The organism is Roseibium sp. FZY0029 (assembly GCF_036350355.1).
In the GTDB taxonomy this organism is placed as follows: domain Bacteria; phylum Pseudomonadota; class Alphaproteobacteria; order Rhizobiales; family Stappiaceae; genus Roseibium.
The window spans coordinates 100,679-116,207 of sequence record NZ_JAZDVZ010000005.1 but is presented as its reverse complement, the minus strand read 5'-3'; the positions used below and the strand labels follow the sequence as shown (position 1 = coordinate 116,207).

The following is a 15,529-nucleotide window of genomic DNA, read 5'->3' as shown; positions in this document are numbered from 1 at the left end:
TTGCCGCTATAACCCTTGAGACTCTGACTTCCTGGTCTGGAAACTGCTGTTCTTAGGCATCGGGAGGGATGATTTCGGCTCCGTCAATCTGCTCCACACCTGCGGGCAGGAGAAGTTGCTCCAGCCAACCGATTGCGTTGCCCCGCTCGGAGCAATAAGCAAAATATGCTCGCTGCATGGCGCGGGTAAAGGCGACGAAGAATGAATTGAGCTCTTCACCTCTATCTGGCGAAAGGCTCCACCATGTCCGAGCATCGAGCCCAAAGAATATCATGGTGTGAAATTCTAGACCCTTGCTCTTGTGGATTGTCATGAGTGAGACTTGGTCCTTGCCTTCGAAGCGATCAAGGACGCCTCTCCAGTCCTCAGCATTCTCTACACATTCTCGCAGAAGTACCTGAAAGCCGTTGCGCACGCGCTGAAAATCAGCGTCGCGCCGATATTCGGGGTAGGCCTGACGCAGCCGATCGACCCCGGCGAATCCCAGAGCCTGCGCGAACAGCCGGTCGGCCACTTCTGGATCAGGCTGTTCGTCACGCATTGTCTGTCGAAGGTTCCTGGAGAACTCTCCGATCTCGCGCTGCAAACGTTCCTGCCCGGTCTCATCTTCCGGGCTGGTGCCGGCCAACGCTTGCAGACGCTCCTGCGTCGCGTTCCAGGCGTCCGGGTCGCGCGAGCATGCTCCCAGCCGCAAGAGCGGAAGAAGAACTTCCGTAAGAGGCTCGGCTAACAAATCCTGGATGGCGATTTCGCCGACGTTCCTAGCAAGATTTCGCAGTGTCAGGTCGTGGTCTCGAAGAACCGGCGCAAGTTCGTTTTCGACGTCGTTTGCGCGCATACGCACAAGGATTGCGACGTCGTGCGGGGCAATGCGGCCCTCATCGACTTCGCTTCTGATCCATCGCGCTATCTGCTCGGCTTCCTGCTCGCGGCTGTCGAAGCGCCAGATGGCCGCTGTATCGCCCTCGACCGCCAGCTCGCCGCGGGCCTCGACTTCCTCGACATCGGGATCGATCTGCCGTGCGATGACATGCTGAACCGCAACCAGGGCTTCGTGTGATCTCCAATTCCTGAGAAGCGCATGGCGAACGGCATTGAAATCGGCGGTAAATTCGTCGAACGCGCTATCCATTGCGCCTGCCCAGCCCATAATCTTTTGCTTGTCGTCTCCGACAGCGGTGAAGACAGAATTGCTGCCTCTGAAAGCGGCATTAACGAGACTGTATTGCGCATAAGTCGTATCTTGGAACTCATCCAGAAAAACAAAGGGATAGGTTAGACGCAGAGCGCGCTTGATCCTTGGATTTGAGCGCAGCATGTACTCAACTAGGCGATTGATCATCGCAAAAGAGATCAGTGCGCCGCCCGGCATGGCGTTCTGGTCATCCCAGTAGGCCCGAAGCAACTCTCGTGCGCGCGGATTCTCAACGGTTTCTTCAAGCGGCAGCGTCGCGCGTGCGACCGCTCGTTCAAACCGGTCTGCACTGACGTCCTGGCGGCCGTGCCTGCGCAGGAATAACTCAAAGTCTCTTCGTGTGGGAAAGGCGATACTATAGTCGGCTGGCGGTCGATAAGCCTCGGGGATAGCGAGGCGGAAGTGATCCAGCATGTGCTTCGTAAATGCGTCGAACGTCATCGAATGAAATCTGCGGGCCTGGACCGCTGGGCAGCGCTGGCGAACCCGCGCTGCAAGGTTTTGAGCGGCATCGCGCTTGAAGCTGATCGCAAGAATGCGCTTTGGCTCTGGACAAAGACCGGTTTGAAGGAGATAGGCGGCCTTCTGCGCCAGAAATTCGGTCTTGCCCGCTCCGGCTCCAGCAGTAACGCAAACGCTCTGCGCTGTCTCTCGAAGAGCCTCCCAGGCTCGCGGCTCAAGGTCAGCAACGCCTTGTGGCAGCCAATCTTCCGGCGCGACTCGCATCAATCATCATCCGGCTCAGGAAACAAAATGTCTCTGACATGATCGATCAAAGCGCGAAGTTCCGGAGGAGCGTGGCGCGAAAGGTCTCGACGTCTGATCCTGCTCAGCGCGGCGAGATGAGTTTCCGGCTTACTGCGGCTCAGGAAAAGATATGGATACCAAGCGAAGCTATCGTCCCATTGGTCGTCCTCGTATATATCTGGATTCCCATTGGTTTTGAGAACCACATTCTTTTTTTCGGCAATCGCCTTCGCGGTTGTCCGGGGGCCTCGCCCGCCCGGATTTGGGTGCTGGTAGGCAGCAGGAAACGCCTGCAACATCGCGAAATCAAGATCGATGGGGTCGGAAAAGAAGACGCCTTCATGCTTAAGTGTCTGAAGCCAGTCATTGACCTCCCAGTCTTCGAGAACATCCTCATCGGCCAGATCTTCGAGAGAATTGAGATTGATCGTGCCATTGACGACGAGGGGATTTGCGGTCAGATCGCGGCCCACCTGTTCGAGAGCAGCGAACGCGGTTCGAATCATGTTGGCTCCGCCATGGGCGCGGCCTAGATCAAAATCCAGCAGCGTGGCGTAGGGTATGCCGAGATCGCTGAGCAGTCTCCAAAAGTGCGAGACATAGCGTCCACCCAAGGGAACCACTGGAACAAATGACGGGTCAAGTGGTACGCCTCTGGCTTCTGCAAGCCGGGGCACGACGATCCGCTCCGAGTCCCCCTCCGCCAGGATCACGAACCGAGCAAAATACAGCTCTGGGTAGGAGCGGACTGCGAGGCGCACATAGGTACTCGCTTCGGCATCGTCTTCAGGCAAAGTCAGTAGCCGGACAGAGGCGCGGCGCATCTGCCGGTTAAGTCGGAAGTAGCGGACTTCATCCGCCTCGATGCGTGAAAGTATACTCGCGCTATGGCTTGAAATGAGCGCCTGAGCCGTGCTCATTTCGCCGATCTCCCGCGCCTGCGTCACGATCCGGGAGAGGAAAAACGGGGAAAGGCTGTTCTCTGGCTCCTCAATCGCGAGAACGGTCAAGTGCGTTCGACGCAGCTTTTCTTGGTCAAATGGGCTCTCTGCCGCAGCGAGCGCAAGTGCAGCCTGTTCGGTTTCCAGCGTCGCAGCCGTCAGGGCGATGTGGAAAAGCGAGCGCTGACCGTCGCTGAGGTCGGCAAGGATTCGGTTTCTACCAGCCTCGTCAGGATGAAAAACAAACTCAGCGCGCCGCACAAGCTCCTCGATCCGGCTCTCGATAAGCCGAAGATTAGGAATCGTGTCCGTGTCGCCTTCGTAAACCTGTTGCCATCTGTGCGTCAGACGCTCGATGATGAAGTTTGATGGGGCCTCCTGATCGAACTGGTTCTGGATAAGCTCGGCCCCTTCCGTCGCCCGGGCGCCAAGATCACTTGACCAGAGTGCCGCTCGCCACAAACGTCCTTTCAGAAGCTCGGTGACACGGTCGGCGGCGTTGCGAAGGGCGGGAACGTAGACGACCTGAATACTCGCGCGATCCACAGCGGAGACTTTCGGAAAGGTATCCCATTCAAATTCGTTGCCGAGCGTCGTGATCCATCTGATGTCTTCTTCGACGGTCCCGTCCGGCGTGCCGTCTTCGATCCACCTGGCGACAAGCCGGATGCGAGCTTTTAGCGGTTCATCGGGACCCGAGGCGGCCATGTGATTGAAAAAGTCGGGGACGGCAGGAGCGTCTTCGTCCTCTTCTTCATCCAACTCCGGGAAGCCAAGCAGACACTCGATCTCTAAAGCGCGCCCATCCGGCAGTTCCTCTTCGTCATGCGCGATATGGAAGTCTTTTTTGGTGACGGTCCTGTCCGTCCTCGTCACACCAAAGAGTCGGGAAAGCGCCTGGAAGAGGGCTGTCTTGCCTGAACCGTTTCCCCCAACGAAGGCAGTTACCTGCTCTTGCAGGCTCACTTCCATCCACTCAGGACCGAAGCACCGAAAATTTCGTACAGAGATAGTTTCGATCTTCATGAGAAGGCTCCGCTACAAGAGACTTTTCCGCCCTACGCAAAGAGCGACAAGGAAGAATCCTTGTCGCCTTATCCCACGCCTCCGCGTCGATCAGCGCAATGTTCCGCATCCCGCCCCCCTTTGCAACTACTGATCGAGCACCCAAAACAGTCTACGCAAAGCGGTAATGGCTCCGTCCATCCGTGGTTCGAAGCATCTCCTGTAGATCACCTGCCCATGCGGACGATCGCTCAGCTGAGCACATAATTGCTAATTCCGAGACCTTGCAAAACGCACCTACCGCGCAGCGGTTTGTTTAGCGTCCCCACATCAGACTTTGATCAATGGAGCGAAGGTCGAGCCGGTGCCTGTCATCAGAGCTCATTCGTGTTTCAAAAAGCCTGTTCGCACGCCCTGCCCGACCCCAAAAACTCTCGAATGGGAATAGGCTCCAAAGTTTTCCTGAAATCGGGTTCTGCGGCGATGGGTTCAAAACTTTGGTTCCGTTTGGAACAGAACTTTGCTTCCTCAAAAAACACGCTCAAAATTATTTCATTGAATCAATTACCTACAACACGGGTTGCGGCAATTCTTTGGGTCCCTCACCAACAAAAAATGTAAACTAAAGACGTCGAACTCGGACCTAAGCTAACAAAACTGCGGGTTCCTAACTTTACAAACCGGGATTTCGGTCCACAATAAGGTTTGGAGAGTCTAGGAACCCGCAGTTTTGTAAAGCAAGGGCCCAATCATGGATCGCTACAATGTCCGTCATTTCACCTCATCAAAAGGTGAAGAGACACACATGTTGATGTGTCCGAACGGCATTCCTTCATATTGGCCGAACTACTACGCTTCCGCGGTCTTACGCGACCAGGCGCTCTCTCCCAAGACCATCAGAAACCACCTTAATTCGATCTGCCGCGCCTCCAACTGGATGCTCGCCAGGGAAAATGTCGATTTCGCTGATCGCGTCATGAGGGACAATCCGCTGGCCTTCGAAGAGGCAACAGCGCTTGCGAAGTTCTTGCAGCTAACGGCCAAAGCCCAGCAAACAGAACTCAAGCTCATCAAAGCGACAAAAACTCAATCGGAAAACCAAAAAGTTCGAAAGCTCGAAAAGATACGACCGAGCCGCCGGAGCACCACACACACTCGACTCGAAGTGATCGAGGACGAGCCCTATGCCTCGACCCTTCGGAATATCGCTTCCTTCCTCGAATGGATCTATCGGCAACGGCGGTTCTCGGACGGAGACGCAGAGTTCGGCCACGAACAGTGGGAGAACGCGATTGAAGGTTTGAATCAATTCCATTCTAACGTTCCCCGACTTTCAAACAAAGGTGATCAGGACGAGTCTCTCGAGGGACTGTCCCGAGAAGTCGTGCAGATCATTGAGGATACGGTAAACCCGCATAGTCCAGAGAATCCGTGGCAAGACCATTTCGTCCGGGATCGCAATTATCTGATATGGCGTCTCTTTTTGGAGACCGGAGGGCGCAGGGACGAAGTTCATAATATTGTCCTCGCAAATCTTCAAATGTCGCAGGGCAACGTCACTTTCCATGTGTCTAAAACCGCGCAGCGCACCGTCCCGTTCCGTCCTGCAACTTGCATCCTGATCGATGAATTTATCCAGCAACACTGGTCCAAACTGCCTAAATGGTCCCGAAAGGCCGGTTACTTGATCACCAGCAAGGACGGACACCCTCTTTCGCAACGTCAAATCAATCGGATCTTCGAAGAAATACGGAATAGAAACGATCGGATTCCCGATTACGTCACGCCACACACAATGCGGCGCACATGGAATGAGTTCTTCTCCCAGATGATCGACGCCAGTGAAAATGCGCCGAGTTTGGAGATGGAACGTCGCATCCGGAATCGGCTGATGGGCTGGAGTGAAAACAGCCGATCCGCGGACAAATACCTGCGCCGGCACATCCGCAGGAAGGCCGACGAACTCAACGAGAAGCTTTTTGAAGACGCAGAGACCGTCTCCAATCCAAAATGGGAAATGGAGATAGCTAACGATGATTAGGATCGAGAACCTGCATCTTCAGTCGAGGGAATATTTTTCTGATGCTGAATGGCAAAATGGGGTGTTTGTCACACTCCACGACAAACAGGTGATCAATCCTATTCCTGGTAATACGTTCTACCTTCCGTCAGTTGACGGAAGTGATGCCTATTTTGTTCGACTAGAATTTCTAAATAAGCCCACAATGATGGCTCAAATGATTTTCAAAATAATCATTGAGTCGTTACGAAAATTTTCCACAAACTACGCACGAGAAATAGCTTATGTGATAAGAAAATCCTTTGAAACTGGAACGTTTTCTCTAGATGCACCAATTAAGCTAAAGCAAATTGAACGATGGTCAATGATCACCCCACTCTCTTACTGGCCGTTCCTGAAATTCTTCCTTTTCCAGCTCACTCAAACCAAGGACGACCAACTTATCGATGAAGAGCTGCGCACCTTCATCCTCGATCCTGAAACCAGGGAACTAAACGACGACGGCTCGGGTCCCTATTTTGCTCTGCTGACCAACGACCCCGATCGCGGAGCATTGACAGAACAAGAGCTAAAAAGCATTCAAGCAGGGTTGAACAAAGCCTATCTGAGCGGCGACGTCGCCTTCGAAGATTATGTCGTGACCTGGTTTCAAATTGGAACGGGTGTTCGTCCGATCCAAACAGCTCGCATGAAAAACAAGCATGTCATGATCCAAGATGGGCCGGCTGGGTTGGGACGGGAAGTGACACTTCTCGTACCTTTGGCCAAGGACACGCAGGGTAAGACTTCCGGATATATTCGCCGCCGCGCCCCATCCGTCTTGGCAGACATATTGATCCGGTACCAAACAGCCAAAAACAACCCTGATCCAGAAGAAAGTCTCTTTGGACTAAGAACTGCAAGCTATCTCAACAATCGACTTACAGCAGTTTTTCGCCGGATAAACACCTACTCCAACCGGACTAAAGGGCCAATTCACATAACTCCGTACCGGTTCCGTTACACGTTGGCCACCCGCGCGGTCGCCCAAGGCGCCACGGATGCGCAGGTCGCCCGCCTCCTCACTCATAAAAATACAAATAGCATCAAACACTATCGGGCTTCGCTTGCGAACAACCAAGCGCCTATCAATGAAGCCTTGGGCGAGGAGATGGACTTTTTCGCCGGCGTGTTCAGCGGGAAGATAATCAACGACTTCGATGAAGCAACGAATTCGGGTGACTACAATAAACTGATCCGTGACTTCGAACGTCTTACCGGCAAAAAAATAGGCGCCTGTGGGGCTCGTTCAACTTGTTACCAAGACGCCCCGCGCGCTTGCTTGACTTGCTTCAAATTCGAACCTTTTGTCGATGCACATTGGGGTGATCTGGAACGTGTCATTCAGGCCGAATATGAACGTGAAAGCGATTCCAGGATCAAGCAGATCCATCTCGATCAGCTGAATGCAGTACATAGCATCAAGAATGCCTGCGCCGCCAAGATGAAGCTCCTTGAGCGGGCCCAGGTATGACAGCGGTAATCATTCCGTTCATTCCCAAGGAATCTCGCCCTTCGGAAACTTCCCCAGACCGCCAATCGGCGGCAATGTCCGTCGCGCAGCGAAACATGGCAGACTTCATCGCGCACCAGAAGAAGCACGGTCACTTTATGACGGCGTACGAAATCGGCTGGACCGACACGACATGGACGTTTGACCGAACCCGGGGAAAAACGGGCGTCGTACGTGCCAACTTTGTTACTGAACCAAACGGCAGCGAACCGTTTTCGGAACCGTTCCTGGATCAAGCCAAAGCTGTGCTTTGTGAGCTTTTTCGTAAGAACCCGAAAATCGAACCCCAGAAAATCCTCAGGGCCCTTCGGACAATATATGAAGCGCTCCTAGCAGGTGGGAAACCACCCGATCTTGTCTTTGTCGATCAACTCTTGATTGACGGCCTTGGCGACTACATTGAGCAAAGCGAACCAGGTGGCTGGTGGTCACAAGGCCGTCATATGAACATCGTCATCAACTCCGTATTGAGCGAGTTTGCCCTAACGGGTTTCGAGATCAGCTACCACAGTCCGTACAAATGGAGAGACTTGCAGAACAGAGAAAATCTGCTCATCCGCGACATGCAGTCGGCTGACTTCAAAGAAAAAAATGAAAGACTTCCCGACATTGAGGCAATCATCGATATTGCATCGCTTTTCAATCGCCACGGCGGTTCATACCACATCTATAACATGATCTACTCAGGATTCGTGGCGTTGGGGATGTTCGCTCCTTCCCGGCAGTCGGAAATCACCACTTTGCCAGTAGATTGCATCACTTCATCTGTTGATGAAATAGCAGGCAGCACGCGTATGGGGCTCAGTTGGCGCCCTGCGAAAAATGGGCAGCCAATCACCAAATTTGCTGTAGGCAAGGGCCAGAACCCCGAATGGGAAGCTGTTGCGAGTGAGGCGGTGCAGCGCCTTAAAGCGATCGGCAGCGGCGCTCGACGCGCAGCCAAATGGTATGCAGAAAACCCGAACAAACTCTACCTGCCTCCCGGTACGGACCATCTGCGTGGACAGCCACTGACATGGCTTGAAGTCGCGGAAATCCTGGATTGGGATCCGGTCGATAAGCCAGCCTTTCGAGACGCCTTCCGCATGATGCGAGCGCTTGAGCAAGTCGGGACAACTCGCGACAAAAAGCGAATGGGTAATCTTAAGAAGAACATCCAAGAAGTTGGACACGCGGCGACTTACACATATGATTCAGTTGTTGCGTTGGCTAAGAAGCGGGTCAACGCTACAAACGCAAAAAAAGGCCCAAACAACACTCGAATGAAGAATTGGTTCCAAACAAATCCAGACCGTTTGTTATTGCCAGAAGACTTGGTTCACTTGGACGGAGAGCCACTCACCAAAAAGGAGATAGTCAGATTATTAGACGAATATTCCGACTCTCCTTGCACCATGAAAGTGCTAGATCAGCGAAATGTTAGATTGCTTCGGCGGCACGGAACCACTACCGACAAGGCGCGCGTGGAACGCAAGACAATCGATACAGCCGCTAAATCAAACAGATCACGACCAACCTTTTCTCAAAAAAGTATTGATAGGTATCTTAGAAGTTTCATCGCGGCTTATATCGGTCCCCTGCCCGACCACTTAAGACCCATGGCAAAGTGGTTCAACGAACATTCGGACCAACCATACCTGACCGACGAACTCCAGAATCTGCGTGACGAACCACTTACCCTCAGTGAAGCCCTATCTATAATCAATGTCACTGAGAATGACTTGGTGAAGCCCAATTCCATTCGATATATCACCACAGACGAGCTGGACCAGGTAGGCAGGACCAAAGATCCGAACCGATTGGGCCGATTGGACGTTAGGTCTCTGGCCACTTACAGTTTTGACAGCCTAGAGAAGTTCGTTTTAAGAAAAATTCAAAAAGACTTCCCCATCATTGACCCAGAAACTAGAATGTACTTCTCTCAAGCTCTTTTTTGCTTAGGATTCAATAGTCAAATCGCCGACAACGCAACGTTCTGGAATATTCCGTTTTGGGTAAACTATAATTCAATCATTACCGCCCTTTCTGGTCAGCACCGTGAGGGGCAAAAAGCCCTGACAATTTTTTCGAGAAACAAGTTATTGAACCCCGCAACCGGGAAACCGTGGAAGCTCACGACACATCAGCTTAGGCACTTGCTGAACACCTTGGCCCAAGGCAAATACCTTTCCCAGGCTCTCATCGCGTTCTGGTCCGGACGCAAGAGCGTTTCCCAGAACAGTTTCTATGATCATGTTCCTCAAGAAGCCATCATCGAAAGCTGGCAACTGATGGACGAAAAGTCCGGCGTCGACATCAAAGTGTCAGGGCCACTTGCCGACAAAGCCAAGGATCGATCGATCAATGAAGCCATTACTTACGATGAAGCTCTGAAACTTGAGCTCGGGGCGATCCACGTAACCAGCAAGGGCTTGTGTCGACACAACTTCGCGCTCACCCCCTGCCCCAAAGACAAAAACTGCGAGGAGTGCGGAGAGAACATGGTTGTCGCCCATGATGAACGCCACATCAGGGAGGCAGAGAGAAGCATTGCTATGCACCAGAACGCGCTCAAGCATTCATTGAACGCCAAGCAGGAAGGCGAACCCGGGGTCGATCGCTGGATAGAAAAACACAAGCGCAAGCTCGCTCGCTGGGACATGATTCATTACCTGATCACAGATCAGGACACTCCAAGCGGCACGATCATCTCCCTTCCACCTCCGGAACACGATCAATCGAAAGCAGGACTCATCATGGATGAGGTCGCGGCGTCGGCCACACTACATCCAACTTCCAACGCGGACGACAAAGACGTACCCTTCACGCTCGACATGAAAACCATGTTCGACGGAGATTGAAACAAACCATGCCAAGGGAAAAACTCACCGAGGCGCACATTGACCATGCCCTCCGTATCCTTGATGGCTGGCATGAGAAACTGACATGGGACGTCTATCTGCAAGTCCTGAAACAGGTCACCGGAATAAGTATAACTCGCCAGGGAATCCGTAAGCACCAACGGATCGTCGATGCCTTCGACGAAGCCAAGACCAGGATTGCCGTCAGCCGAAAAGCCATTGCTGCCAAAGCAGGTATCGTTCGACACGGCGACATGGCGCTCGAGTACGAGGTTGAGAAGAACCGTCGTCTGAGGGCGAAAGTTGACCGGCTTGAGCGTGAGAACCATGATCTGCTCGAGCAGTTCCAAAGGTGGCAGTACAACGCACAGAAAAACGGTATCAGTCAGGAGATCCTGAACCGCCCACTGCCTGCCCGGAAGACGCACCTCGATCGTCAGACACGCCAGAAGCGCGAACGCCGGAAACCGAATGAGGTTTGATTCATGGGTGAAGTCATCGAACGCGGCAAAGCCGGAGAGGCGAAGAACCGAGCTAAACTCAAGACCTACCTCAATGCCCTGAAAGAGGCCGGCGAGAAGCTTCCTCAGCGCGATGGTGGTCCGAACATAACGGCAATAGCTAGGGCGACGAAGATCGGCAGAAACGCCTTCTATGGCAGTCTCAAACAGGACTTGGACAACGCGGTGATGGAAATCGGCCTTGAGCCTCGGACTGCCCTAGGTAACCATCAAAGCAATGCGGCGGGATTTGCCGAAAAGGTAGATCGACTCCTCAGGAAAAAACAGCAAGAGATCGATCAGCTGAAATCCGCTCTCGCTCAAGAACGTAGGCTGGTCGCCAAACTGATCCGGGAGCAAAACCAACCTCATGAATCACGCGAAGCCATGCGCCCACACGGTCTTCGCGTGAGCCTTGCAAAGCGTAGGGAACTTGAGGCCCGCAAAAAATGACCACTTTGGCGATCACCTACAGGGACAGACACGGCACTGTAACGTCCCGAAAGGTGACCAACGCCCGGCTCATTGAAGAAAACGGCGCAAGAACCATTCGAGGTCAATGCAGTCTACGCGACGAGCTGCGAACGTTTACTCTCGGTGGAATCCTCACATGCGTCGCAGTCACCGAACACGGCGCTATGCAGGTCGACGCAGAAACCTACCTGATGGACGTTCAGGGTCAGGCATATCGGCCCAATTTACCTCCCCAAAAAACCTCGCCGGGAACTGCTGAGTCTGGTCGTCGGAGCCGCCGCGTCGCGCCCGAAGGTCTTCACCTGGACCTGATGGATGCAAGGCCAAAGCCGCCGGAGGCGGACGCCGCCAGGCGAGCCTTGCGGACGGATGGGACCGGTGAGACTGAAGAAAGGCGACAGCAAGGTGACAGAGATCAGGCCCTGGTCGTTGGAGAGTCCGAAAAGCGATATCATTTTCGTGATCTCGACCTGCTCGAACGCGAACTTGCAAAGTCTGAGGACTTCCCAGGGATCGGAAAAGCTCGGGCCCGGAAATTGCGTGAGAGGTTCGGAGATCGCCTCCATGCAGTTCTATCCGATGGCGATTCCGAACTCTTTGACGTTCTTCCGGGAGACCTTATCGGCCCCCTCCTCGACGGTTACCAGCTTCTGCTGGCCCGCATGGACCTGATCCAATGGTTGATGGATCTCCGCATCGATCCTGCAATCGCGACCGAAGTCATCAAGGCTTGGGGAGACGAAGGCGCTCGTGCTGTGCAGGAAAACATCTATCTGCTCATTCGGCACTTGGGATGGAGAGGCTGCGAACACCTTCGTGAACGCCTCGACATTCCAGCAAGTGATGATCGAAGGTTGGTTGGGGCGGTTGAAGCCGTATTGATTGCACACATCCGAAACGCCCACACTTGGATACCTGAACAACTTTTCGTCGATGAAGTCGCAGAATTGCTTGGTGAAGCGGATTGGGCTGAACGAGCCGTCGAGATCGCCATCCCAGCGCGCGGCGCCGTTTACGTTGATGATGGTTTCCAGGGACCAGGAGCGCACGACATGGAAATCCATGTCGCAGAAGCAATCGCCAAACGCCTTCAGCCGCGACAGAAAGACTTCATTGCGAGCACATCAATTACACCTTCGGCTCTCGCCAATTCTCTAAAATCCGCCGAACGCCAACAAGGTTATCCACTGACCGAACGCCAGGCGGAAGCCGTTCGGATCGCAGCGAATGCTCCAGCGGTCGTTCTGGGCGGATACGCAGGCTCGGGAAAGACAACGGCCCTTTCTGCTCTCGTAAAAGTTCTGGAAGACGCAGGCCGACGCGTCGTCATGGCCGCTCTGAGCGGTCGGGCAGCTCAGCGAATGCGCGAACAGACCGGAAAGTCCGCTCTGACCATCGCGGCCCTAGTACGGCGTCTTAGAGATGGAAAGATCCAATTCGGACCGGAAGACACTCTGATCCTGGACGAAGCCAGCATGATTGACCTGGGGACATTGAGTGTTCTCTTCGACCGAATGCCGACGGGTCGACTGGTATTCATTGGTGACCCAGCTCAGCTCCCGCCCATCGGATTCGGACGGCCGTATCATGACCTTGTCGAACACGCGAGGATACCGCGTGTGGTACTCGACCAGGTAATGCGACAATCTGCCGAGACTGGTATTCCCAAGTTTGCTGAAGACGTGAGGTTCGGCCGCTTACCTAGGTTAGAGCAGTTCGCAGGTCTCAAGACGGGCGTGTCCTTCGTTCCCTGCAACGCCGATCAGGCAGTTGACACGATCATCAGCATTGGCCGACAACTCGCTGCATCCGGAGTTGATCGGAATGATATGCAAATCATTTCTCCCATTTCCGGCGGAAAAGCCGGAGTGGACGCCATTAACGCTCACTTCCACTGGCTCCGGTCTCACGACAAGAACGGCAATCCACGCGACATTCGGCTTTTCCCGGGACGAGACGGTCTTGCTGAAGGTGAGCCCATTATCTTCAAGGTCAATGACTACGACCGCGAGATATTCAACGGAAGTATGGGGCGGTTCATTGAAACCGATGGTGAACGCGCCCATTGCGTTCTTGATGGTAGATCGGTGACCCTGTCGGCTAACGACGCACTCAATGTCGCTCCTGCCTACGCCATCACGGTCCACAAGTCGCAAGGTTCAGAGTGGCCCATCGTGATCATGCCAGTGTTCCCGAACCCGCTGAATGACAGAACACTGATCTATACGGGGATCACGAGAGCAAAAACTCAGGTGATCCTCCTGGGCGATCGATCCGCGCTTGAAAGAGCGATCATTGAGACGTCGACGGTCCACCAACGGCGCACCCGTCTACCTGCTCGACTGGATGATGCACTGAACGCCTAGCTAAATCACGGCGTCGTTAGGCAAGCCTGATGTTGTGTTAAATGCACAACTCGTTCAAACGAAAGCTCACACCGAGATCCGATATCTCAACGATGTCCTTTGGATCCCGGTAGGTCGTACAAGAAATGTCACTGCTTCCGGACCGAACCAAGACGGCAACCGGATCGTATTCCACGACGACGATTGTGCCGCCTTTTTCAACGGCTGCGTCCCAACGGTCTGTGAACTCCAGCAGGCTTTCTCTTGGATCCGTCACCAGGACCGTGACCAGACTGCGATCCGCACCGTCCAGGATGCGGTCGATGGTAGCGATGACGGTTTCTCTACTTGTTGTCACAACAGGATTCTCCCGACCTTACGAGCATACCTCAACGGCGGTCCGTTGTGCGGTCTGAATGCCTTCAACTTGCCCTCACCAGCCCCTCAACAAACTGAAAGATCCGGACCATCGCGAGCGTATCGAGCTTACAGTACTCTAGGAGAGCCCGTCGCAGTCGTGCCTGCTTCTCCGGATCGGCTTCTTTGATCATCTTTTTCCAGCCATCCATTGCGGCTGTCCCGTCGCCGATCTCCATCCCCTCGTAGCTGAGTTCAGGCACGACAACAGGGAGCACCTTCTTGATGGAGGTCGATCCGTTGAAACGGATATCGACATAGCCCGTCTTGAAGACATCCATAAGGTCGACTGTTCGATCGATCAGCCCAAGGAGAAAGTCCTTTTTGTCCGGGAACGCCTGCCCCATCTCGTTGTTTCGAGCGTTCTCGAAGGTTTTGTTCCAGGTGACGACGGATCCGTTCGCGCCGACGGCGCCCTCCAGGGCTTCCACCAAAGGACGGGGGAGTTCCGGCCGATCCGCTAGATATTCGACATGATCGACCCGACCATCTTCATGGAGGACATGGAGGGAAAACTGAAACGACAACTGCTGTTGCGGCCCTGTCCCATCAACGATCGGGATCGCGGAAAGGTAGGTTTCGTAATCAAGAAAATAGAGCGGGTACGCCAGCACGCCGATGAAGTTCTCAATGTCGGCGAGATCAACATACGGGTTCTCGATGTTGTGTGCCCGGACAATCGGCTGCTGGAGGCGTGAAACCTCATCGAGTTCGATCTGATCCAGTCCAAACCGTCCTTCTGCGACGAAGTTCTCCAGCTTCCTGCCAGACAACCGCGGCAGAGAATAGATCGAGTATTCTGGAATGCCCGGGTTGAAGTAGCCGAAGCTGTCGCAATGATGCAACCGACTGAGGTTCAGGCAGGTACACGAGCTCTCGTCTATCGCCGCCTCATTAAGGAGTGAGAGCGCCTCGGCAATTTCCCGCTCTGTTTCGTCCAGCAGGCCCTTCACCCGAATGGTTTCGTCAGCGAAGGTAAGAAGGCCCCCCGGATCGATCTCGCCATCACGGACGTAGTCCTTATTCAAGTGAACGATGAATATGTTCCGGACGTCGCGCCCTGCCCTTGTGGCTGCGATCGTCTGAAACGCCGCATCCTTCAGCTGGTTGTGCGGTTTCCCGTCCTTCACGCTGGTCGAGGACTTGATCTCGAATAGATCGATTGTGCCGTCCTCGTTCTCCCGGAGCATGTCCGCACGGGCATGGAGTCCCTCACCCGTCTCGAACACACCCTGGAATGAATAGGATTCGGCATCCGGCCAATCCTTGACCAACTGACGCACGTATTCTTCGACCTGATAGCCTTCCGCCGCCAACTTCTGGGCGAAATCGGAGAACTCCCCTTGCGGGTAGACGTCTGGCTTGTGCTGCTTCAGCCAGAGAGACTTGGGACAATTCAGATACTGGATAAAATCAGTTTTCGATAACATTTCATCAGGCATTCAAATAGCTGTTTGAACCGGAATACGCCTTTAAACGTGGTTCAAAGTAGC

10 protein-coding genes are annotated in these 15,529 nt (G+C 53.8%); 6 read left to right on the top strand and 4 right to left on the bottom strand.

Features of this window, described 5'->3' with window-relative positions; all coding sequences use genetic code 11:
• Nucleotides 1-52: 52 nt before the first annotated feature.
• Nucleotides 53-1,921: an ATP-dependent helicase gene (locus V1T76_RS15385; protein ID WP_330561558.1), complete on the bottom strand. Its 1,869-nt coding sequence runs from the start codon at nt 1,919-1,921 to the stop codon at nt 53-55.
• The gene (locus tag V1T76_RS15380) at nt 1,921-3,909 is read right to left on the bottom strand and encodes an ATP-dependent nuclease (protein WP_330561557.1); all 1,989 of its coding nucleotides are present in this window, start codon (nt 3,907-3,909) and stop codon (nt 1,921-1,923) included. Before V1T76_RS15380 ends, V1T76_RS15385 begins: the two co-directional genes overlap by 1 nt.
• Before the next feature lie 730 nt (nt 3,910-4,639).
• On the opposite strand from V1T76_RS15380, the gene V1T76_RS15375 reads away from it, so the two are divergent.
• From V1T76_RS15375 to V1T76_RS15350, 6 genes are read left to right on the top strand one after another with little or no spacing between them, the layout of a single operon-like run.
• Nucleotides 4,640-5,929 (top strand): tyrosine-type recombinase/integrase, encoded by a 1,290-nt coding sequence (locus V1T76_RS15375; protein ID WP_330561556.1) that lies wholly within the window; start codon nt 4,640-4,642, stop codon nt 5,927-5,929.
• A complete protein-coding gene (locus V1T76_RS15370; protein ID WP_330561555.1) occupies nt 5,922-7,421 on the top strand; it encodes a site-specific integrase in 1,500 nt (499 codons plus the stop codon). The genes V1T76_RS15375 and V1T76_RS15370 overlap by 8 nt, the downstream gene beginning before the upstream one ends.
• On the top strand, nt 7,418-10,300 hold the full coding sequence (locus V1T76_RS15365; protein WP_330561554.1) for a hypothetical protein: 2,883 nt from the start codon (nt 7,418-7,420) through the stop codon (nt 10,298-10,300). Before V1T76_RS15370 ends, V1T76_RS15365 begins: the two co-directional genes overlap by 4 nt.
• The gene (locus V1T76_RS15360; RefSeq protein ID WP_330561553.1) at nt 10,297-10,782 is read left to right on the top strand and encodes a hypothetical protein; all 486 of its coding nucleotides are present in this window, start codon (nt 10,297-10,299) and stop codon (nt 10,780-10,782) included. The genes V1T76_RS15365 and V1T76_RS15360 overlap by 4 nt, the downstream gene beginning before the upstream one ends.
• A gap of 3 nt (nt 10,783-10,785) precedes the next feature.
• The gene (locus tag V1T76_RS15355) at nt 10,786-11,253 is read left to right on the top strand and encodes a hypothetical protein (protein WP_330561552.1); all 468 of its coding nucleotides are present in this window, start codon (nt 10,786-10,788) and stop codon (nt 11,251-11,253) included.
• On the top strand, nt 11,250-13,640 hold the full coding sequence (locus V1T76_RS15350; protein ID WP_330561551.1) for an ATP-dependent DNA helicase: 2,391 nt from the start codon (nt 11,250-11,252) through the stop codon (nt 13,638-13,640). The genes V1T76_RS15355 and V1T76_RS15350 overlap by 4 nt, the downstream gene beginning before the upstream one ends.
• Before the next feature lie 37 nt (nt 13,641-13,677).
• Here the strand turns inward: V1T76_RS15350 and V1T76_RS15345 are convergent, their stop codons facing one another.
• Both V1T76_RS15345 and V1T76_RS15340 read right to left on the bottom strand, forming a co-directional pair.
• Nucleotides 13,678-13,977 (bottom strand): hypothetical protein, encoded by a 300-nt coding sequence (locus V1T76_RS15345; protein WP_330561550.1) that lies wholly within the window; start codon nt 13,975-13,977, stop codon nt 13,678-13,680.
• A gap of 64 nt (nt 13,978-14,041) precedes the next feature.
• Nucleotides 14,042-15,478: a DUF2779 domain-containing protein gene (locus V1T76_RS15340; protein WP_330561549.1), complete on the bottom strand. Its 1,437-nt coding sequence runs from the start codon at nt 15,476-15,478 to the stop codon at nt 14,042-14,044.
• Nucleotides 15,479-15,529: the final 51 nt, after the last annotated feature.

Bases quoted from the DNA above. Each gene is read 5' to 3' on its own strand.
- V1T76_RS15385 (WP_330561558.1), bottom strand. From the start codon at position 1,921: ATGCGAGTCGCGCCGGAAGATTGGCTGCCACAAGGCGTTGCTGACCTT.
- V1T76_RS15380 (WP_330561557.1), bottom strand. From the start codon at position 3,909: ATGAAGATCGAAACTATCTCTGTACGAAATTTTCGGTGCTTCGGTCCT.
- V1T76_RS15375 (WP_330561556.1), top strand. From the start codon at position 4,640: ATGGATCGCTACAATGTCCGTCATTTCACCTCATCAAAAGGTGAAGAG.
- V1T76_RS15370 (WP_330561555.1), top strand. From the start codon at position 5,922: ATGATTAGGATCGAGAACCTGCATCTTCAGTCGAGGGAATATTTTTCT.
- V1T76_RS15365 (WP_330561554.1), top strand. From the start codon at position 7,418: ATGACAGCGGTAATCATTCCGTTCATTCCCAAGGAATCTCGCCCTTCG.
- V1T76_RS15355 (WP_330561552.1), top strand. From the start codon at position 10,786: ATGGGTGAAGTCATCGAACGCGGCAAAGCCGGAGAGGCGAAGAACCGA.
- V1T76_RS15350 (WP_330561551.1), top strand. From the start codon at position 11,250: ATGACCACTTTGGCGATCACCTACAGGGACAGACACGGCACTGTAACG.
- V1T76_RS15340 (WP_330561549.1), bottom strand. From the start codon at position 15,478: ATGCCTGATGAAATGTTATCGAAAACTGATTTTATCCAGTATCTGAAT.